This is a genomic window from Streptomyces tibetensis (assembly GCF_007655005.1).
In the GTDB taxonomy this organism is placed as follows: domain Bacteria; phylum Actinomycetota; class Actinomycetes; order Streptomycetales; family Streptomycetaceae; genus Streptomyces; species Streptomyces tibetensis.
The window spans coordinates 48271-67039 of record NZ_SZVW01000012.1 but is presented as its reverse complement, the minus strand read 5'-3'; the positions used below and the strand labels follow the sequence as shown (position 1 = coordinate 67039).

Here is an 18769-nt window from a genome sequence, read left to right as displayed (position 1 = left end):
GGGGCATGACGCCCCTCACACACGAGAGCTACTGCGACGAAATCACCCATCAAATAAGCCTGTTGAGGTCTGTTGTCACCTCCGGAGCCGACCTGTCCGCCACGGTGCCGACCTGCCCGGAGTGGTCGCTGGAGGACCTCGTACGGCACCTGGAGGCGCTCTGCGCTGGGTGGAGCTCATGGTGCGCATCCGGGCCGAGGAGGAAGTGCCGGAGGAGCGGGTACCGGGTGCGGCCGGGCCCGAGGCGCGAGGGGATGCCGTCGCGCTGGACGCCTGGCTGGCGGAGGCGGGGAAGCAGGTCGTCGCCACACTGCGGGAGGCGGGCCCCGGTGCGGAGGTGTGGGGGTGGGCGGGGATCCGCGACGCCGGGTTCTGGGCCCGGCGGGTGACACACGAGATCACCGTGCACCGGGCGGACGCCACGCTGGCCGCCGGGCTGCCCTACGAGGTCGCGCCCGAGGTGGCCGCCGACGCGATCGACGAGTGGCTGCAGATCGTGGCGTACGTGCAGCGGACGGTGCCGCAGCACCCGGCGAAAGAACTGCGCGGCGCCGGCCGCGGCATCCACCTCCACGCCACCGACACGGAGCCGGAGCTGAACGCCGAGTGGCTCGTGGAACTCACCGAGGACGGCGTCGCCTGGCATCGGGGTCACCGGAAGGCGGACGTGGCCCTGCGCGGGCCGCTCACCTCCGTCCTGCTGGCGTTCTACCGCCGGCTTCCGCTCGACGCGGCCGAGTTGGAGGTGCTGGGCGAGCGGGACCTGCTGGAGTTCTGGCTGGAGCGGGCGACGTTCGGGTGAGACGGGACGTGGCCCGCCCCCCCCGGGTCGGGGGACGGGCCACGTCACGGTCTGCGCGGGCCTCAGCTGTCGCTGTTCGCTCCGCGGCGGCGCATGCCGAAGAACACCGCACCGCCACCGATGACGACCAGGGCCGCCGCGATGCCGGCGATGAGGCCGGTGTTGGAGTTGGCGCCGGTCTCGGCGAGGTTGGAGTCACCGGCCGGGGCGGGCGCGTTGCCCGCAGGCGAGCTGCTCTGGCTCTCCGACGGCTCCGGAGCCGGGCTCTGGCTCTCCTCGGCGGGCTTGGACGGGGACGCCGACGGGGTCGGAGTCGCCGGGGGAGTCGAAGCCGGGGGCTCCTCCTCCTTCTTGCAGGCCGTGGCCGGGGTGACGAGGTTCGGCTTGATGTCCTCGTCGACGTACGAAGACGCCTTGACGTGGATGCGGTACTCGGCGTTCGCCTTCCAGTCGTCGGCGAAGGTGATGGTGGTGCCTTCGCGCGAGCCCTTGACGACCTGCTCGCCGACCTTCTTCGCATCGGCGCCGTTGTTCTGCAGGTACACGGTGACCGTCGCCGGGATGCCGGCGGGGTCCACGTCGGTGACCGTGATGACGCCCTTGTCGCCGTCGCACTTCGCCTCGGCGGAGAACTCGCTGATGTTGCAGGCGAGCGCGTTGCCGGCGGTGCCGAGCGCGAGCGCGGCCGAGGCGGAGACGACACCGAGGATGCGCACGGCACGTGCGCGGTGGGATACGGACAGAACTGCCACGTTTGTCCTTTACAGGATTGCTGATGCGGGGGGCTGGGGCAGTGTTGACTGGGCATCAGCACTACCGTGAGGCTCACAGGTCTATAAGCGCCGCATAAGTAGTGTCAACGCATATGCAGCCTGCAAGCACTTGCTTTGCCTTCTTATTAACTACCGAGACGTTTCAACGCCTCGGGCGCCTCCTCGATCCGCTCCACCAGCGCGATCCGCGCCTCCATGGAGCGCCCCCCGGCCAGTGACCGGAGCAGCGGCCACGCGGGCAGCCGCTCCGTCCAGTGCACGCGGTTCACCAGCACCATCGGCGTGGGTTCGCCGCGCGACTCGTAGTAGTTGGGCGTCGCGTTGTCGAAAATCTCCTGGACGGTCCCGGCGGCGCCCGGCAGGAACACCACACCCGCGTTCGACCGGGCCAGCAGGCCGTCCTCGCGGGTGGCGTTGGCGAAGTACTTGGCGATGTGGGAGGCGAAGGCGTTCGGCGGCTCGTGGCCGTAGAACCAGGTCGGGATGCCGACCGAACGGCCGCCCTGGGGCCAGCGGGTGCGTATCTCGAAGGCGGCCGCGGCCCACTGGGTGATCGACGGGGTGAAGTGCGGCGCCTTGCCGAGCAGTTCCAGCGACTCGGTGAGCATCGTGTCGTCGAAGGGGGCGGCGTAGGCGCCGAGGTTCGCCGCCTCCATCGCACCCGGGCCGCCGCCGGTCGCGATCGTGAAGCCGGCCCGGGCCAGCTCCCGGCCGAGCCGTGCGGCGCCCGCGTACTCCTCGGTGCCGCGGGCCATCGCGTGACCGCCCATCACACCCACGACCCGGGCGCCGGACAGGAGTTCGTCGAGCGCGTCCGACACGGAGTCGTCGTGGATCGAGCGCAGCATGGACGCGTGGATGTCGCGGTCCGCCTTCGTGCGCTGGAACCAGGCGTAGGCGAGGGCGTCGGGCGTGGCCTCGTAGCCGTCGGCCAGCGACGCGAAGAGTTCGTCCGGCGAGTAGACCAGGCCGCGGTACGGGTCGAACGGCAGGCCCGGGACCGGAGGGAAGACCAGGGCGCCGTCGCCGCGGACCTTGGCGGCCGCGTCCTCGCGCATCGCGCAGCCGAGGAAGACCGCGCCCGCCGTGTCGTGGGTGAGCAGTTCGCGCGTACGGTCCGTCAGATCGACGGCCTGGACGCGGTATCCGGCGAGGGTGCCGCGCGCCGAGACGGTCGCGTCGAACTCCTCGAGGCTCTCTATCTCACGGTCGTCGTGGTGGGCCGCATGGGCGGGCATCGTCTGCACGCGCCCATGCTGGCACAGCCGCCGTCAGCCCTGGACGGCCGCCGGGTCCATCCACACGACCTCGAAGGTGTGGCCGTCCACGTCGTCGAAGGCGCGGCCGTACATGAAGCCGTGGTCCTGGGTCTCGCCCGAGACGGAACCGCCCGCCGCGACCGCCTTCTCGACCAGCTCGTCGACCTTCTCGCGGCTCTCGGCGCTCAGCGCGATCAGCACCTCGCTCGTCTTCGTCGAGTCCGCGATCTCCTTCTTGGTGAACTGGAGGTACTTCTCCTTGGTGTGCGCCATGACCACGATGGTGTCGCTGATCACGACCGAGGCGGTCGTGTCGTCGCTGAACTGCTCGTTGATCGTGAAGCCCAGCTCCGTGAAGAACTTCTTCGAGGCGCCGAGGTCGCCGGTGCACAGGTTCACGAAGATCATCTGCTGGTACATGCGAGGTCTCTCCCATCACGTCCGTGTCGTTACGCGGGATAGACCGGGGGCCGGTCCGGAACTCATCGCCGTGCGGAGATTTTCTTCGTACGGTTTTCCGGCGAGGGTGGCGGGCTCAACGCGCCAGGGGCAGCGCCGCCAGCTCCGCGACCGTCAGGGTGAGGGGACCGAACAGGGCGAGCAGGGCGCCCGCGCGCAGGGCGGCGGCGCTGCGCAGCATCCTGGCGGGGGCACCGAGCCGCAGCAGCGCGGCGGTGGTGCCGGCGCGGGCCTGACGGGCCTCGACGGCGGCCGTCAGGAGCGTCGCCGTGGTGCAGCCGGTCACGAGGAGCACGCCGAGGGTGGTGAGCGGACCGAGCGCGAGTCCGTCCGGGGCGTGCAGCAGCGCCATGGCCCACGCGGCGGACAGGACCGCGCAGACGACGCCCAGGGGGCGCCCGATGCGGACGCACTCCGCCATGAGGATGCGGCCGGCCAGGAGCCGCCGGGCGCCGGGACGGGCCGACTGGAGCAGCCGTCCGCACAGGTGCGTCAGGCCAGGACCGGCCAGGGCCAGGCCGACGACGGCCAGCGCCCAGCCCGCCATCACGCCGGGGGAGGCACCGGAGAAGGACAGGTCGGGGGGCGTGGGGGCGGTCCGGCTCGTGTAGCTCTCCACGGCCAGGCCCGCGGCCAGCACGGTGATGCCCCAGGGGAGATTGGAGGGGGCGGCGATGGTGTCCGGCAGGGCCGCGTCGGGGGCGGGGAAGTCGGCGGGCGCGCCGTGGGCCGCGGCAGGTGGGCCCGGATGCCTCGCCAGGGCCCCGGCGGGGCTGATGGCGCCTGCCGCGTCCGGCTCCGCCGCGCGGGGGCTGAGCCACTGGGCGGGATCGCCGGCCGGGGCGCTCGCGGCCGCTGCCTCCGGTGGGGCCGGGTGCGGGGCCGCGGGGAGCCGGGCCGGATCCCCGGCGTCCGTCTCCGGGGTGGCCGGCTCGGCCGGTCCGACGAGCGTGTGGCCCGGCACCCGGGCCGGACGGTCCGCGACCGCGCTCACCGTCCCTCCGGGACCCGCGACCGCCGCCGAGGCCGACCCGCTCGTCCGGGCCGCCGGCGGGCCGCTCTTCGCGGCGGGCTCGGCGGCTGCTGTGCCGACCGTGGGCCGGACGATCTGCCGGCCGAACCGGCCGTACGCCCCGAAGGTCTCGCGGGTGGGGGTGCGCCGGTACGCGCCGAAGCGGCCGTACGCCCGGGCCGACCGGGGCCCGGTGGGCCCCGCCTCGCGCGGCCGCAGCACCAGTGCCACCGCCACCGACGCGCCGACGGGCACGAGCGACAGCAGGGTCAGGGCGGCCGGCAGCGGCAGGGGCAGGCCCGCGGCGAGCGACTCGGCGGCGGCGCCGTCGAAGGGCAGGCCCGTCAGGTCGCCCCGCAGGTGCAGGAAGACGAGCAGGGCCAGCATCGAGCCGAGCGTGCAGGACAGGGCCGTCGTCGTCGCCGAGACGGCCATCATGCGCACCGGGCCGAGGCCGATCGCCGAGAGAGAGGCGCGGGGCTTGGTGGCGGGGTCGGTACGGGCGACCGCGACCGCGAAGTACACCGTGGCGGCCAGCGGGGCCGCGCACCAGGCCAGCCGCAGCGCGGCGGAACCGGGGGCGCCGGGGTGGCCCAGCGCGTAGCCGAGGGCGCAGAGCAGCAGGAAGCCCGTGCCCGCCGAGGCGGCCGCGACCAGGAGACGGCGCAGCTGGACGGCGGGGTGGGCGGCGCGGGTCAGACGGAGAGCGAGCACGCGGCCCGGCCTTCCGGCTCGTTGGTCTCGGCGACCGGCGGCAGGTGCACCGTCTGCACACGCCGCCCGTCGAGCAGGGACACCGTGCGGTCGGCGAGGGCCGCGGTATCCGCGTCGTGGGTGGCCAGGACTACGGTGATGCGGTGGGAGCGGGCCGCGGTGGTGAGGGTGCGCAGCACCTGGGCGCGGTCGGCGCGGTGCAGGGGCGCCGTGGGCTCGTCGGCGAACAGCACCGAGGGCGCGGGGGCCAGCGCGCGGGCGATGCAGACCCGCTGCCGCTCGGCCTGCACCAGCTGGTGCGGGCGTTTGCGGGCGCTCTCGCCGATGTCCAGCCGCTCCAGCCACTCCAGGGCCGCCTTCTTGGCGCGGCGCCGGCTGGTGCCGCGCAGCATCAGCGGCAGGGCGGTGTTCTCCCAGGCGTTGAGCTCCGGGACGAGGGAGGGGGCCGGGTCGATCCAGCCGAAGCGGTCGCGGCGCAGCCGCTCGCGGGTGAGGGGGCCCATGGTGTGCACGGGCACGCTGTTGAACCAGACCTCGCCGCGCCGGACGGGGACCAGGCCGGACAGGCACCGCAGCAGGGTCGTCTTGCCGCTGCCGCGCGGGCCGCTCAGGGCGAGGATCTCGCCCTCGCGCACGCCGAGCGAGACGCCGCAGAGCGCGGGCGAGCCGTCGTCGTGCTGGAAGTGCAGGGCGCGTGCCCAGAGCACGTCGTTGTCCGGCGGGGCCTCCATGCGCGTACACCTCGGTTCAGATCCGTAGTTCCCGTGCCATCCCCCGTGCGGGGGAACGAAGGCGGGGCCGATCGGTCACTGGGCACGCTAGGCAGAAGGCGGCGGGACGCCGGACAGCACGCGGCCCCGGGCCGCCGTTTCTCACTCGAACGGGCGGCACCGGGGCCGGTGTTGACCATCCAGGCAGACGATCGGAGCGACGGGCGTCAGAGCTTCGTCCACGCCTCCGTGAGGGTGGCGCGCAGGATCTGCTCGATCTCGTCGAACGTCGACTGGTCGGAGATCAGCGGCGGGGCGAGCTGGACGACCGGGTCGCCGCGGTCGTCGGCGCGGCAGTACAGGCCGTTGTCGTACAGCGCCTTGGAGAGGAAGCCGTACAGGACGCGCTCGGTCTCCTCCTCGTCGAAGGACTCCTTGGTGTTCTTGTCCTTCACCAGCTCGATGCCGTAGAAGAAGCCGTTGCCGCGGACGTCGCCGACGATCGGCAGGTCGTGGAGCTTCTCCAGGGTGGCGCGGAAGTTGCCCTCGTTGTCCAGGACGTGCTGGTTGAGGTTCTCGCGCTCGAACAGGTCGAGGTTGGCCAGGCCCACGGCCGCGGAGACCGGGTGGCCGCCGAAGGTGTAGCCGTGCAGGAAGACGTTGTCCTCCTTGTAGAACGGCTCGGCCAGGCGGTCGGAGATGATGCACGCGCCGATCGGGGAGTAGCCCGAGGTCATGCCCTTGGCGCAGGTGATCATGTCCGGCACGTAGTCGAACTTGTCGCAGGCGAAGTACGTGCCCAGGCGGCCGAACGCGCAGATGACCTCGTCCGAGACGAGCAGCACGTCGTGCCGGTCGCAGATCTCGCGGACCCGCTGGAAGTAGCCGGGCGGGGGTGGGAAGCAGCCGCCCGCGTTCTGCACCGGCTCCAGGAAGACCGCCGCGACGGTGTCCGGGCCCTCGAAGAGGATCTGCTGCTCGATCTGGTCGGCGGCCCAGCGGCCGTAGGCCTCGGGGTCGTCGCCGTGGATCGGGGCCCGGTAGATGTTGGTGTTCGGGACCTTGTGCGCGCCCGGCACCAGCGGCTCGAAGGGGGCCTTGAGGGCCGGCAGGCCGGTGATGGACAGGGCGCCCTGCGGGGTGCCGTGGTAGGCCACCGCGCGGGAGATCACCTTGTGCTTGGTGGGCTTGCCGACCAGCTTGAAGTACTGCTTGGCGAGCTTCCAGGCGGTCTCCACCGCCTCACCGCCGCCGGTGGTGAAGAAGACCTTGTTCAGATCGCCCGGCGCGTGCCCGGCGAGGCGCTCGGCCAGCTCGACGGCCTTGGGGTGGGCGTAGGACCACACCGGGAAGAACGCGAGCTCCTGCGCCTGCTTGAAGGCGGTCTCGGCGAGCTCGACCCGGCCGTGCCCGGCCTGCACCACGAAGAGGCCGGCGAGGCCGTCCAGGTAGCGCTTGCCCTTGTCGTCGTAGATGTAGGTGCCCTCGCCCCGGACGATGGTGGGGACGGGGGCCTTCTCGTACGACGACATGCGCGTGAAGTGCATCCACAGGTGGTCGTACGCGGACTGGGAGAGGTCCTTGCTCACGGCTATCGGGTCCTCACGGTTATCGGGTTCCCCACATGTAGGTCTGCTTCTTGAGCTTGAGGTAGACGAAGCTCTCGGTGGAGCGCACTCCGGGCACGGCCCGTATGCGTTTGTTGATGACCTCCAGAAGGTGGTCGTCGTCCTCGCAGACGATCTCCACCATCAGGTCGAAGGAGCCTGCGGTCATCACCACGTACTCGCATTCGGACATGGCCGACAGCGCGTCCGCGACCGACTCCACGTCGCCCTCCACGTTGACGCCGACCATCGCCTGTCTGCGGAAGCCCACGGTGAGCGGGTCCGTGACGGCGACGATCTGCATCACCCCCTGGTCGAGCAGCTTCTGGACGCGCTGGCGCACGGCCGCCTCCGACAGGCCCACGGCCTTGCCGATGGCGGCGTACGGCCGGCGGCCGTCCTCCTGGAGCTGCTCGATGATGGCGAGGGAGACGGGGTCCAGCTGCGGCGAGCTGCCGTTCCTGGACTCGCGGGAGGACTCGCGGTGCTCCCGCGAGCCCTTCTGGTCTGCGCTTCGACTGGCCACGAGGTCACTGTGCACGAGGTCTCGACACTTCCGCAAGCCTGGATCGATGAAATCCGTTGTTTGAGTCCACGACTCCTGCGGATTCCGCACGATCGAAGGGAGCGGGGGTGTTGAAAACGTGGGTCGGCCGACTAGGGTGGGTGTCTCAAGTACTGGACATCCGAACTGGAGGGCCGGCAGTGAGCACCGAGCTTCGTCGTCTGCGCAACTACATCGGCGGTGAGTTCCGGGACGCCGCCGACGGACGGACCACCGAGGTGGTCAATCCCGCGACGGGTGAGGCGTACGCGACCGCTCCGCTGTCCGGGCAGGCGGACGTGGACGCGGCGATGGCGGCGGCCGCCGAGGCCTTTCCCGGCTGGCGCGACACCACGCCCGCCGAGCGCCAGAAGGCCCTGCTGAAGATCGCGGACGCCTTCGAGGAGCGCGCCGAGGAGCTGATCGCGGCCGAGGTGGAGAACACGGGCAAGCCCATCGGGCTGACCCGCTCCGAGGAGATCCCGCCGATGGTCGACCAGATCCGCTTCTTCGCGGGCGCGGCGCGGATGCTCGAGGGCCGCTCGGCCGGTGAGTACATGGAGGGCCTGACCTCCATCGTGCGCCGGGAGCCGGTCGGCGTCTGCGCGCAGGTCGCGCCGTGGAACTACCCCATGATGATGGCGGTGTGGAAGTTCGCCCCGGCGATCGCGGCGGGCAACACCGTCGTCCTGAAGCCGTCGGACACGACTCCGGCCTCGACGGTCCTCATGGCCGAGATCATCGGCTCGATCGTCCCCAAGGGCGTCTTCAACGTCATCTGCGGCGACCGCGAGACCGGCCGCCTGATGGTCGAGCACGACACCCCGGCGATGGCCTCCATCACCGGCTCGGTGCGCGCCGGCATCCAGGTCGCCGAGTCCGCCGCCAAGGACGTCAAGCGCGTCCACTTGGAGCTGGGCGGCAAGGCCCCGGTCGTGGTCTTCGAGGACACCGACATCGCCAAGGCCGTCGAGGACATCTCCGTCGCGGGCTACTTCAACGCCGGCCAGGACTGTACGGCCGCGACCCGCGTGCTCGTGCACGAGTCCATCCACGACGAGTTCGTCTCCGCGCTGGCCAAGGCCGCCTCCGAGACGAAGACCGGCCAGCCGGACGACGAGGACGTGCTGTTCGGCCCGCTCAACAACCCCAACCAGCTCAAGCAGGTCGAGGGCTTCATCGACCGGCTGCCCGCGCACGCGCGCGTGGAGGCCGGCGGCAAGCGGGTCGGCGACAAGGGCTACTTCTACGCGCCGACCGTCGTCTCGGGCCTGAAGCAGACCGACGAGATCATCCAGCAGGAGGTCTTCGGCCCGGTCATCACCGTGCAGTCCTTCTCCGACGAGGAGCAGGCCGTGGAGTGGGCCAACGGCGTGGAGTACGCGCTGGCCTCCTCCGTGTGGACCAAGGACCACGGCCGTGCCATGCGGATGTCCAAGAAGCTCGACTTCGGCTGCGTGTGGATCAACACGCACATCCCGCTGGTGGCGGAGATGCCGCACGGCGGCTTCAAGAAGTCCGGCTACGGCAAGGACCTCTCGGGTTACGGCTTCGACGACTACACGCGGATCAAGCACGTGATGACGTCGCTGGACGCGTAGTCACTTCCCGCACTGCTGAACGGCCTCGGACGGTTCCTCTCCGTCCGGGGCCGTTCGCGTGCGGGGCGACGAAGCGCCACCCCTTTTTGAACGTGTTCAATTGTAGGCGTAGAGTGCGCCGCATGAGCGAGAGAGCCGCCCTGCTGAAGGGCATCCGTGCGTGGCTGGTCTTCTTCGTGGTGTGTCTGGTGCTCAGCGGCGCCACCGCCTTCCCCCTGGTCCACGAACTGCGGTGGACCGAGGAATTGCTGCGGGCGCTGTCCGTAGGCGACCACCTGCCGGGGCTGACGGACTGGATCGGGCGGGTGCGGGCCGGTCTCGACGAGGCCGACGCCGAATACCCCTTCCTCCTCTACGGCACGGACTGGCTGGCCTTCGCGCACCTGGTCATCGCGGTCGCCTTCTACGGGCCCTACCGCGACCCGGTCCGCAACATCTGGGTGGTCGAGTTCGGGATGATCGCCTGCGCGGGCATCGTCCCGCTCGCCCTGATCTGCGGGCCGATCCGCGGCATCCCCTTCTGGTGGTCGGTGATCGACATGGCCTTCGGCGTGTTCGGCGTGATCCCGCTGTACGTCGTACGGCAGCGGATCAAGCGGCTGGAGGCGCTGACCGCGCCGGTGGCCGTGCCCGTGCCGGGCGTCTGAGGAAAAACTGTTATCCCGAGAACCTTCACGTCGTCTCCCCGCATGTGACCCCCGACATGGCGAGGACCCCGGGACCGGCTGAGAGGGTGTGTGCGGAACATCAGTGACACCAGGCGTGAAGAGGCCACCGTGGACGGTCAGCACTGGCGGGCCGTCATCACGGCGGCACAGGCCGGCGACCGGCGGGCCCTGGACGAGCTGGTCGAGGGCTGGCTGCCGCTGGTCTACAACATCGTGGGCCGGGCCCTGAACGGGCACGCCGACGTCGACGACGTCGTGCAGGAGACCATGCTGCGCGCAGTCGGAAACCTCGGCTCACTGCGCGACCCGGACAGCTTCCGGTCCTGGCTGGTGGCGATCGCCATGCGGCAGATCCGCGACCGGGCCCGGCGCAGGACCCCGGACCGGCTGGAGGAGGCGGTGGCCTCCGACTTCGCCGACCTGACCGTGCTGCGACTCCAGCTGGAGGGGCAGCGGCGCGAGGTCGCCGAGGCGGTGCGGTGGCTCGACGACGAGGACCGGCAGCTGCTGTCCCTGTGGTGGCTGGAGGTCGCGGGCGAACTGACCCGGCGCGAACTGGCCGCCGCCGTGGGCATCACCCGGCAGCACGCCGCCGTGCGCGTCCAGCGGATGAAGGAGCGTCTGGAGACCTCGCGCGGCATCGTCCGCGCCCTGGACGGCGCCTGCCCCGGCCTGCGGGAGGTGACCGGCCGGTGGAACGGCCGGCCCGACTCGGTGTGGCGCAAGCGGCTGGCCCGGCATCTGCGCGGCTGCGGCTACTGCGGCGGTACCCGCGAGACCGTCGTCCCGGCCGAACGCCTCCTGGCCGGTATCGCCCTCGTCCCGCTGCCCGTCGGCTTCACCCTGTCGCTCGCCCTCGGCGGCAAGACCGCGGCGGCCGCCACCTCGGCCGGCTGGTCCGCCAAGCTGCTCGGCGCGCTCACCAAGCCGGCCGTCGCGATGACGGCGGGCGCGACGATCGTCGCGGGCGGCGCCTACGTCGTCACCCAGCCGCCGGACGCCCCGCCGCCCCGGGCCGCGGTCACCCCGACGGCCACGGCCGGCTCCGCAGGGCCGCGGACCTCCGCACCGCCGCGAACCTCCGCCCCGCCCGCCCCCGCCCCCGCCCCCAAGTCCTCGCCGTCGGCGACGAAGAAGACCGACCCGTACGGCACGGTCGTCGACGCCGTCGACCGCGCCCCCGACCCGAACGCCCGGCCCGCCGCCCTGCCGCGCCGCCCCGAGTCCGGCGTCACCAGCACCGGCGGCCCGAAGGCCGTCATGCAGCACCGCGGCGACCACGTGACCCTCACCGGCCGGGGCTACGTCCTGGTCCGCTGGCAGATCTCGCCCGGGTCCCGGCCCGGCGCGCTGGTCATGCCGTCCTGGACCGGCCTGAAGGGCAGGCTGTTCCACGTGGCGTCCGGCGGCTCACGGCGGATGGACGACCCGCTGCCCGGCGCCCCGAACGGCTACGCCACCGGCATGGGCGGCCCCGCCATCGGCTACGCCGTCCTTTCGCCCGGCACCCAGCAGATGTGGCAGAACGAGTACTTCTACCTCGACGGCACCGTCACCCTCACCCAGAACGAGCGCGGCTGCGACTACGGCCTCATCGTCTTCCCGACGAACCGGGACGCGGTGGTCGAGGACATCGACCAGGGCCCGCCCCAGGGCGCCATCCGCTACGGGCTCGTCCGCGACACCGGCACGGACCGCGCACCGGTGCCGCAGTACCTCACGCGCGCGACCCCGGCCGATCCGGCGACGGTGCCGCAGCGCTCGCGCGTGTAGCGCACAGCACGTCGACACGGTTCGTCGTGATCGAGTCCACGCCCGCCTGAAGCAGCCGGCGCATGGAGCGGCGGGTGTCGGGGGTCCAGACGGACAGCAGGTGGCCGTCGCGGTGCACGCGCTCGGCGAGGGGGCGGTCCACCAGGGAGAAACGGTAGTTGAGCCAGCGCGGGCGGATCGCCTCCAGCAGCACCGGCCGGGGCGGGGCCAGCGTCGTCCACGTGAGGGCGATCTCGGCGGCCGGATCCGCCGCGCGCACGGCGAGCATGGCGTCGGCGCCCGCGCAGTAGTAGACGCGCTCCGCCGCCCCGGCCTCCGCCACGACGCCCGTGATCCGGCGCACCGCCCGCACATCGGGCGACCCGGGCAGGTCGATCATCACCCGGTGCCCGTCGGTCGCGGGCAGAGCCTCGGCCAGGGTCGGCACCCCGCCGCCGGTCAGCCCGCGCACCTCCTCGGACGACAGGGCGCGCAGGGGCCGTTCGTGCTCCCAGAGCCGTTTCAGCGTCGCGTCGTGCAGCAGCACCGGCACACCGTCCCGGGTGAGCCGTACGTCGATCTCCACCGCGTCCGCGCCCCGGCGCAGCGCGGAACGCAGCGACGCGACGGTGTTCTCACGGACGCGGTAGGGATCGCCCCGGTGGCCCACGGCGACCGGGGCGGGCGTCACCGGCCGAGCCACTGCGCGGTGTACGTGTCGATCTCGCCGGCGATCCGGGCCTTGCCCGCCGCGTCCAGGAAGGACGCCTCGACGGCGTTCTTCGCCAGCTCGGCCAGACCCCGCTCGTCGAGCTCCAGCAGCCGGGCGGCGACCGCGTACTCGTTGTCGAGGTCGGTGCCGAACATCGGCGGGTCGTCGGAGTTGACGGTGACGACGACCCCGGCGCGCACGAACTCCTTGATCGGGTGCTCGTCGAGGGTGCGCACCGCGCGCGTGGCGATGTTCGAGGTCGGGCACACCTCCAGCGGGATCCGGTGCTCGGCGAGGTGCGCGAGCAGCTTCGGGTCCTGCGCGGAGCTGGTGCCGTGCCCGATGCGCTCGGCCCGCAGGTGGGTCAGCGCGTCCCACACCGTCTGCGGGCCGGTCGTCTCACCGGCGTGCGGTACGGAGTGCAGCCCGGCGGCGATCGCCCGGTCGAAGTACGGCTTGAACTGCGGCCGTTCCACACCCACCTCGGGTCCGCCGAGACCGAAGGAGACCAGGCCCTCCGGGCGCAGCCGGTCGTCGGTGGCGAGCCGGGTCGTCTCCTCGGCGCCCTCCAGGCCCGCCTCGCCGGGGATGTCGAAGCACCAGCGCAGTAGGGTCCCGAACTCGGACTCGGCTGCCTTGCGGGCGTCCTCGATCGCGTCCATGAAGGCGCGCTCGTCGATGCCGCGCCGGGTGGACGAGAAGGGGGTGATGGTCAGCTCGGCGTACCGCACCTGCTGCCGCGCCAGGTCCCGGGCCACCTCGTAGGTCAGCAGCCGGACGTCCTCCGGGGTGCGGATCAGGTCGACGACCGACAGGTACACGTCGATGAAGTGCGCGAAGTCGGTGAACGTGAAGTAGTCGACCAAGGCCTCGGGATCGGTCGGCACCTTCGAGTCGGGGTGGCGCGCGGCCAGTTCGGAGACGATCCGGGGGGAGGCGGATCCCACGTGGTGCACGTGCAGTTCGGCCTTGGGCAGTTCCGCGATGAACGCCGTGAGGTCGCGCGAGGCGCGGGGGTCGACGAGATGCTGGGTCAAGGTTCCTCCCCGGAACGGCGCTCCGGCCGGCGCAGGGCGGGCGGGCGCGGGTGATCGGCTGATCGATGACTCGGCTTCATCGTATGCCGCGGTCCCGTGCCCTTCTTTCGGGGGCGCGGGGCTCTGCCTGGGTGCGGCTGCGCCGGGTGGGCGCGAGCGATCCCCGCCCACCCGCACTGTGGCACGCACCGAACCGCCCCGTAGCATGACCACACGATCGACCCAGGGGGGACCGCACGATGACGGACGCGACGCAGCCCGACGGAGGCAGCCACGACCCGTGGGCGCCGCCGGAGAGCACGCCCTCGCTCGACAAGAACCAGACGCCGCGGCCGCCGTCCGTCCACGACCAGGCCACGGTCACCTCCATGCCGGGCTTCACCCCGCCCACCGGCACGCCGCAGTACGACCCGTCCGGTGCCGGTGCCGGTGCCGGTGCCGTCCCGCCCCCGCCCGTGGCCCCCACCGGCCCCGGAGCGCCCGGCGGCTACGGCTACCCCGGCTACCCGCAGTCCGGATACACCCAGCCCGGATACACCCAGTCCGGCTACGGCTGGCCCGGAATGCCCCCGGCCCCCCAGAACGGCCTGGGCATCGCCGCGATGGTGCTCGGCATCGTCTCCTGCACCCTCTTCTGCCTCTACGGCGTGGTCTCGCTGGTCACCGGCATCCTCGCCATCGTCTTCGGCATCAAGGGCCGCAAGCGCGCCGAGGCCGGGGTGGCCACCAACCACGGTCAGGCCCAGGCCGGTCTGATCATGGGCATCATCGGGATCATCCTCGGCATCACCGTGATCGTCCTGATCGCCGTCGGTATCACGGCCGCGATCAACAGTGACAGCTACGACGACGACTCCTCCTACGGCACCCTCGGTCCGGTGGCCACCGCCCCGTCCCACCGCTGAAACTCAGGCTCTGCGCGGCCGACTTGGCCACTACGATGCCCTGGTCTGACAACGGAGGGGAGAACGTCCATGTCCAACACCAATCCACCCCCCGGTGGTTTCGGCCCGCCGGCCCAGCCCCCGCAGCAGCCGCCCGGCACCCCCGGCTACGGCTATCCGCAGCAGCCGCCCGCCGCCCCGGGCTACGGCTACCCCCAGGGCGGCCCCGGCTACCCGGCCGCGCCGCCCGTGGGCTACCCGCAGGCGCCCGGCTACGGGATGCCCGCGCAGCCGAGCAACGGCATGGGGACCACGGGACTGGTGCTGGGCATCATCGGCGTGGTGTGCAGCGTGACGTTCATCATGTGGTTCTTCGGCGTGATCCTGGGCATTCTCGCGATCATCTTCGGCGCCATCGGCCGCGGCAGGGCCACCCGCGGCGAGGCCACCAACAAGGGCGCGGCGACCGCGGGCCTGGTCTGCGGCATCATCGCCACCGTGATCCTGCCGCTGCTGGGCTTCCTGCTGTTCGCCAGCATCATGGGCGGGCTCGGCGCGGCTTCCTGAACGGAGCTCCCGCAGTTCACCAGGGGGCCGGTCCCGAGGACCGGCCCCTTGCTCATACGCTCTCCGCCCGCAGCCGCTCCCGCGCCTCCATCAGCGCGAACCCCAGCAGATTGGGCCCCCGCCACCGCTGCGGATCGACCGCCGCCTCGTCGTCCGCGGCCAGCCCGATGCCCCACACCCGGTCCACGGGGCTCGCCTCCACCAGCACCCGGTCGCCCGTGCCCAGCAGATACCCCAGAAGCTCGGGATGCGCACCGAACTTGTGGACGCTGCCCTCCACGACGATTCTGAACCGCTCCCGCGCCCAGACCGCCTCGTCGAACCCGCGTACCAGCCGCCCGGCCTTCTTCGCCTCGGCGGGATGCGCCGCGGCCAGCACGGCTCGCTCCGCCGCCGCGTCCTCGAAGAGCCGGGCCTTGGCGGCCATCATCCAGTGCTCGGCCGTCGCGTAGGCCACGCCGTCCACCGTGAACGGCGCCGGCCACCACTGGCTCAGACAGCTCGCCCCGATCCGGCCGTCCGGCCGCGGCCGGTGCCCCCAGAAGTGCAGATACCTGATCCTGGCCCCCTCGCGGACCGCCCTGATCAGGGCCTCCTGCGAGCCGACCGCCCCCGTGATCTTCTCCATGCAGGCGAGTCTGGCACGCGCCACTGACACAGCGTCCTGCCTTTTCGCGGTGGACTCGACACCTGGTCGACAGATTCCGTCGCGTAACCAAAAATCAACAACGGAATCACTTGTTGGAGTGGCATACCTCTGTCAGGATCGGCACTCAAATCGAGCCTGAGCCACGCCGGCCCCCACCAGGGGACACGGAGGAGAGCGACATGCACAACCCGGGCATTGCCACCCCGGACCGATTTCCGGCCGAGGAGCGCTTCGCGGAGGGCGCGCAGTACATCGCGGGCCGTCTGACCAGCGGCACCTCCGGCCGCACGCACGCGGTCGTCGACCCGGCGTCGGGCGAGGAGGTCCTCACCTACGAGCTGGCGGGTACGGCCGACGTCGACCGGGCCGTCGCCGCCGCCCGCGCGGCCTTCCCCGGCTGGGCGGGGACCACCCCCGGCGAGCGGTCCGACGCCCTGCACCGGTTCGCGGCGGTCCTGGCCGACCGGGCCGAGGACTTCGCCCGGGCCGAGTCGCTCCAGTGCGGCAAGCCGCTGAAGCTGACGCGAGAGTTCGACGTCCCCGGGACCATCGACAACGCCGCCTTCTTCGCCGGTGCCGCACGGCATCTGCAGGGCCAGTCCGCCGGTGAGTACTCCGGCGAGCACACCTCGTACATCCGGCGCGAGCCCATCGGCGTCGTCGGGTCGATCGCGCCCTGGAACTACCCCCTCCAGATGGCCGCCTGGAAGATCCTCCCGGCGATCGCCGCGGGCAACACCATCGTTCTGAAGCCCGCCGAGCTCACCCCGCTGACCTCGCTGCTCTTCGCCCAGGCGGCCACCGACGCCGGGATCCCGGACGGTGTGATCAACATCGTCACCGGCACCGGCAGGGAGGCCGGAGAGCACCTCGTCGGCCACCCCGACGTGTCCATGACCTCCTTCACCGGCTCCACCGCCGTCGGCAAGCGCGTCGCCGAGGTCGCCACCGCCACCGTCAAGCGCCTCCATCTGGAGCTCGGCGGCAAGGCGCCCTTCGTGGTCTTCGACGACGCCGACCTGGAGGCCGCCGCCCACGGCGCGGTCGCGGGCTCCCTCATCAACACCGGGCAGGACTGCACGGCCGCCACGCGCGCGTACGTGCAGCGGCCGCTGTACGAGGCCTTCGTGGAGCGGACCGCTGCGCTCATGGAGACGGTCCGGCTCGGCGACCCCTTCGCCGCAGGCACCGACCTCGGCCCGCTGATCTCACACGTGCAGCGCGACCGGGTCGCCGGATTCGTCGACCGGGCGCGGGCCTACGCGCGCGTGGTCACCGGCGGCGAGGCGCCCGAGGGGGAGCTCGCCAAGGGCGCCTACTACCGGCCCACCCTGATCGCCGACGCGGCCCAGGACAGCGAGGTCGTTCAGTCGGAGATCTTCGGCCCGGTCCTGGTCGTGCTGCCGTTCGACACCGACGACGAGGGCCTCGCGCTCGCCAACGACACCCCGTACGGGCTGGCCGCCTCCGCCTGGAGCCGGGACGTGTACCGGGCGAACCGGGCCACGCGCGAGATCAAGGCCGGCTGCGTCTGGATCAACGACCACATCCCGATCATCAGCGAGATGCCGCACGGCGGCTACAAGTCCTCCGGCTACGGCAAGGACATGTCCGCCTACTCGTTCGAGGAGTACACCCAGATCAAGCACGTCATGTTCGACAACACCGCGGTGGCCGCGAAGGACTGGCACCGCACCGTGTTCGGGGATCGATAGCCGTATGCAGGCCGCCTTACCAACGGCCGTCCACCCTCCGAAAGGGCACCACGCGCATGGAGCAGTACGAGCCCGACCGCCTGTCCGCGGCCCAAGTGGCCGCCCTGCGGCGCAGTTTCAAGAACGGCAGGGCCGCTCTCACCCGGCGGTCCCTGCTGCGCGCCTCCGCGGGCGGGGCACTCGCGGCCGGCGGACTGGGGGCGCTGAGCGCCTGCGGCATCCCGGCGGCCGGCCAGTCGAAGGGCGGCGTCCCGGCCGAGGACCACTCGGCCGAGGAGAAGACGGTGAACTTCTCCAACTGGACCGAGTACATGGACGTCGACGACAGCGGCAAACGCCACCCGACCCTGGACCAGTTCGCCAAGAGGACCGGCATCAAGGTCAAGTACACCGAGGACATCAACGACAACAACGAGTTCTTCGGCAAGATCAAGCCGCAGCTCGCCGCGGGCCAGGACACCGGCCGCGACCTGATCGTCCTCACCGACTGGCTGGCCGCCCGGCTGATCCGCCTCGGTTGGGTGCAGAAGCTCGACCCGAGCAACCTTCCCCATGCCTACGCCAACCTGTCGGCCCAGTTCCGCAGCCCCGACTGGGACCCGGGCCGCGCCTACTCGTACGTCTGGCAGGGCATCTCCACCGTCATCGCGTACAACAAGAAGGCTCTCGACGGCGTCGAGGTGAAGTCGATATCCGACCTGCTGGACAACCCCAAGCTCAAGGGCCGGGTCGGTTTCCTGTCGGAGATGCGCGACAGCATCGGCATGACGCTGCTCGACATGGGCAAGGACCCGGCCGACTTCACCGCAGACGACTACGACGCGGCCATCGCCCGCCTGCAGAAGGCCGTCGACAAGGGCCAGATCCGCCGCTTCACCGGCAACGACTACACCTCGGACCTGACCAGCGGCGACTTCGCGGCCTGCGTCGCCTGGGCCGGTGACGTCGTCCAGCTCAAGGCGGACAGCCCCGACATCGACTTCCTCATCCCGGACAGCGGCTACGTGACGTCGACCGACAACCTGCTGATCCCCGACAAGGCCCGGCACAAGACCAACGCCGAGCGGCTCATCGACTTCTACTACGAGCCGAAGCCGGCCGCCGAACTCGCCGCGTACATCAACTACGTGTGCCCGGTCGACGGCGTGAAGGCCGAGCTGGAGAAGATCGACGAGGACGCGGCGAACAACCCGTTGATCATTCCCGACAAGGCCATGGCCGCCAAGTCCCATGCCTTCCGCTCGCTGAGCTCGAAGGAAGAGACCGAGTTCGAAGCGAAGTTCGCGAAGCTGACGGGGGCGTGA

General features: G+C 71.5%; 17 protein-coding genes and 1 pseudogene. 8 read left to right on the top strand and 10 right to left on the bottom strand.

The features are described from left to right. The first annotated feature begins 5 nt into the window (after positions 1-5). Positions 6-802: pseudogene (locus FDO69_RS20950) on the top strand (maleylpyruvate isomerase family mycothiol-dependent enzyme). 62 nt (positions 803-864) lie between these two features. Here FDO69_RS20950 and FDO69_RS20945 read toward each other — a convergent pair. The 7 genes from FDO69_RS20945 to FDO69_RS20915 all read right to left on the bottom strand — a co-directional run bounded on the left by FDO69_RS20945 (position 865) and on the right by FDO69_RS20915 (position 7877). Next, positions 865-1554: an LAETG motif-containing sortase-dependent surface protein gene (locus FDO69_RS20945; protein ID WP_107502213.1), complete on the bottom strand. Its 690-nt coding sequence runs from the start codon at positions 1552-1554 to the stop codon at positions 865-867. Positions 1555-1700: 146 nt separating this feature from the next. Next, the gene (locus FDO69_RS20940) at positions 1701-2822 is read right to left on the bottom strand and encodes an LOG family protein (protein WP_104781399.1); all 1122 of its coding nucleotides are present in this window, start codon (positions 2820-2822) and stop codon (positions 1701-1703) included. A 24-nt stretch (positions 2823-2846) separates the two neighbouring features. Continuing rightward, positions 2847-3254, bottom strand: a complete 408-nt coding sequence (locus tag FDO69_RS20935) for a VOC family protein (protein ID WP_104781398.1) — start codon at positions 3252-3254, stop codon at positions 2847-2849. Positions 3255-3369: 115 nt separating this feature from the next. Continuing rightward, the gene (locus FDO69_RS20930) at positions 3370-5019 is read right to left on the bottom strand and encodes a hypothetical protein (RefSeq protein ID WP_104781397.1); all 1650 of its coding nucleotides are present in this window, start codon (positions 5017-5019) and stop codon (positions 3370-3372) included. Continuing rightward, positions 5001-5750 carry an ABC transporter ATP-binding protein gene (locus FDO69_RS20925; RefSeq protein ID WP_104781396.1) on the bottom strand — a complete coding sequence of 250 codons (750 nt, stop codon included), beginning with the start codon at positions 5748-5750 and terminating at the stop codon, positions 5001-5003. Before FDO69_RS20925 ends, FDO69_RS20930 begins: the two co-directional genes overlap by 19 nt. A gap of 206 nt (positions 5751-5956) precedes the next feature. Then, positions 5957-7318: an aspartate aminotransferase family protein gene (locus FDO69_RS20920; protein WP_420878524.1), complete on the bottom strand. Its 1362-nt coding sequence runs from the start codon at positions 7316-7318 to the stop codon at positions 5957-5959. A 19-nt stretch (positions 7319-7337) separates the two neighbouring features. Continuing rightward, the gene (locus tag FDO69_RS20915) at positions 7338-7877 is read right to left on the bottom strand and encodes an Lrp/AsnC family transcriptional regulator (RefSeq protein WP_104781394.1); all 540 of its coding nucleotides are present in this window, start codon (positions 7875-7877) and stop codon (positions 7338-7340) included. 164 nt (positions 7878-8041) lie between these two features. On the opposite strand from FDO69_RS20915, the gene FDO69_RS20910 reads away from it, so the two are divergent. The 3 genes from FDO69_RS20910 to FDO69_RS20900 all read left to right on the top strand — a co-directional run bounded on the left by FDO69_RS20910 (position 8042) and on the right by FDO69_RS20900 (position 11922). Further along, positions 8042-9481 (top strand): gamma-aminobutyraldehyde dehydrogenase, encoded by a 1440-nt coding sequence (locus FDO69_RS20910; protein ID WP_104781393.1) that lies wholly within the window; start codon positions 8042-8044, stop codon positions 9479-9481. Between the two features lie 122 nt (positions 9482-9603). After that, on the top strand, positions 9604-10128 hold the full coding sequence (locus FDO69_RS20905) for a hypothetical protein (protein WP_104781392.1): 525 nt from the start codon (positions 9604-9606) through the stop codon (positions 10126-10128). A 129-nt stretch (positions 10129-10257) separates the two neighbouring features. Further along, entirely contained in the window at positions 10258-11922 is a 1665-nt protein-coding gene (locus tag FDO69_RS20900) for an RNA polymerase sigma factor (RefSeq protein ID WP_104781581.1), read from the top strand. On the opposite strand, the gene FDO69_RS20895 is transcribed toward FDO69_RS20900, so the two are convergent. Both FDO69_RS20895 and FDO69_RS20890 read right to left on the bottom strand, forming a co-directional pair. Then, complete coding sequence (locus FDO69_RS20895; RefSeq protein WP_234388021.1) at positions 11867-12592, bottom strand: glycerophosphodiester phosphodiesterase; 726 nt, start codon at positions 12590-12592, stop codon at positions 11867-11869. The genes FDO69_RS20900 and FDO69_RS20895 overlap by 56 nt on opposite strands. Continuing rightward, entirely contained in the window at positions 12589-13650 is a 1062-nt protein-coding gene (locus FDO69_RS20890; RefSeq protein WP_104781390.1) for an adenosine deaminase, read from the bottom strand. The genes FDO69_RS20895 and FDO69_RS20890 overlap by 4 nt, the downstream gene beginning before the upstream one ends. 239 nt (positions 13651-13889) lie before the next feature. Between FDO69_RS20890 and FDO69_RS20885 the strand changes: the two genes are divergently transcribed. Beyond that, entirely contained in the window at positions 13890-14555 is a 666-nt protein-coding gene (locus tag FDO69_RS20885; protein WP_104781389.1) for a DUF4190 domain-containing protein, read from the top strand. A gap of 69 nt (positions 14556-14624) precedes the next feature. Next, positions 14625-15101, top strand: coding sequence for a DUF4190 domain-containing protein (locus tag FDO69_RS20880; protein ID WP_104781388.1), 477 nt, complete (start codon positions 14625-14627; stop codon positions 15099-15101). A 52-nt stretch (positions 15102-15153) separates the two neighbouring features. On the opposite strand, the gene FDO69_RS20875 is transcribed toward FDO69_RS20880, so the two are convergent. Beyond that, a complete protein-coding gene (locus tag FDO69_RS20875; RefSeq protein ID WP_104781387.1) occupies positions 15154-15729 on the bottom strand; it encodes an NADAR family protein in 576 nt (191 codons plus the stop codon). Between the two features lie 200 nt (positions 15730-15929). Here FDO69_RS20875 and FDO69_RS20870 point away from each other — a divergent pair, with 200 nt between their 5' ends. After that, on the top strand, positions 15930-17465 hold the full coding sequence (locus FDO69_RS20870; protein WP_104781386.1) for a gamma-aminobutyraldehyde dehydrogenase: 1536 nt from the start codon (positions 15930-15932) through the stop codon (positions 17463-17465). A gap of 56 nt (positions 17466-17521) precedes the next feature. Beyond that, a complete protein-coding gene (locus FDO69_RS20865; RefSeq protein ID WP_104781385.1) occupies positions 17522-18769 on the top strand; it encodes a polyamine ABC transporter substrate-binding protein in 1248 nt (415 codons plus the stop codon).

What these genes read in the sequence shown, in the direction of transcription:
- FDO69_RS20935 (WP_104781398.1), bottom strand. Translation starts at nt 3,254, where the DNA reads ATGTACCAGCAGATGATCTTCGTGAACCTGTGCACCGGCGACCTCGGC.
- FDO69_RS20925 (WP_104781396.1), bottom strand. Translation starts at nt 5,750, where the DNA reads ATGGAGGCCCCGCCGGACAACGACGTGCTCTGGGCACGCGCCCTGCAC.
- FDO69_RS20905 (WP_104781392.1), top strand. Translation starts at nt 9,604, where the DNA reads ATGAGCGAGAGAGCCGCCCTGCTGAAGGGCATCCGTGCGTGGCTGGTC.
- FDO69_RS20885 (WP_104781389.1), top strand. Translation starts at nt 13,890, where the DNA reads ATGACGGACGCGACGCAGCCCGACGGAGGCAGCCACGACCCGTGGGCG.
- FDO69_RS20880 (WP_104781388.1), top strand. Translation starts at nt 14,625, where the DNA reads ATGTCCAACACCAATCCACCCCCCGGTGGTTTCGGCCCGCCGGCCCAG.
- FDO69_RS20875 (WP_104781387.1), bottom strand. Translation starts at nt 15,729, where the DNA reads ATGGAGAAGATCACGGGGGCGGTCGGCTCGCAGGAGGCCCTGATCAGG.
- FDO69_RS20870 (WP_104781386.1), top strand. Translation starts at nt 15,930, where the DNA reads ATGCACAACCCGGGCATTGCCACCCCGGACCGATTTCCGGCCGAGGAG.
- FDO69_RS20865 (WP_104781385.1), top strand. Translation starts at nt 17,522, where the DNA reads ATGGAGCAGTACGAGCCCGACCGCCTGTCCGCGGCCCAAGTGGCCGCC.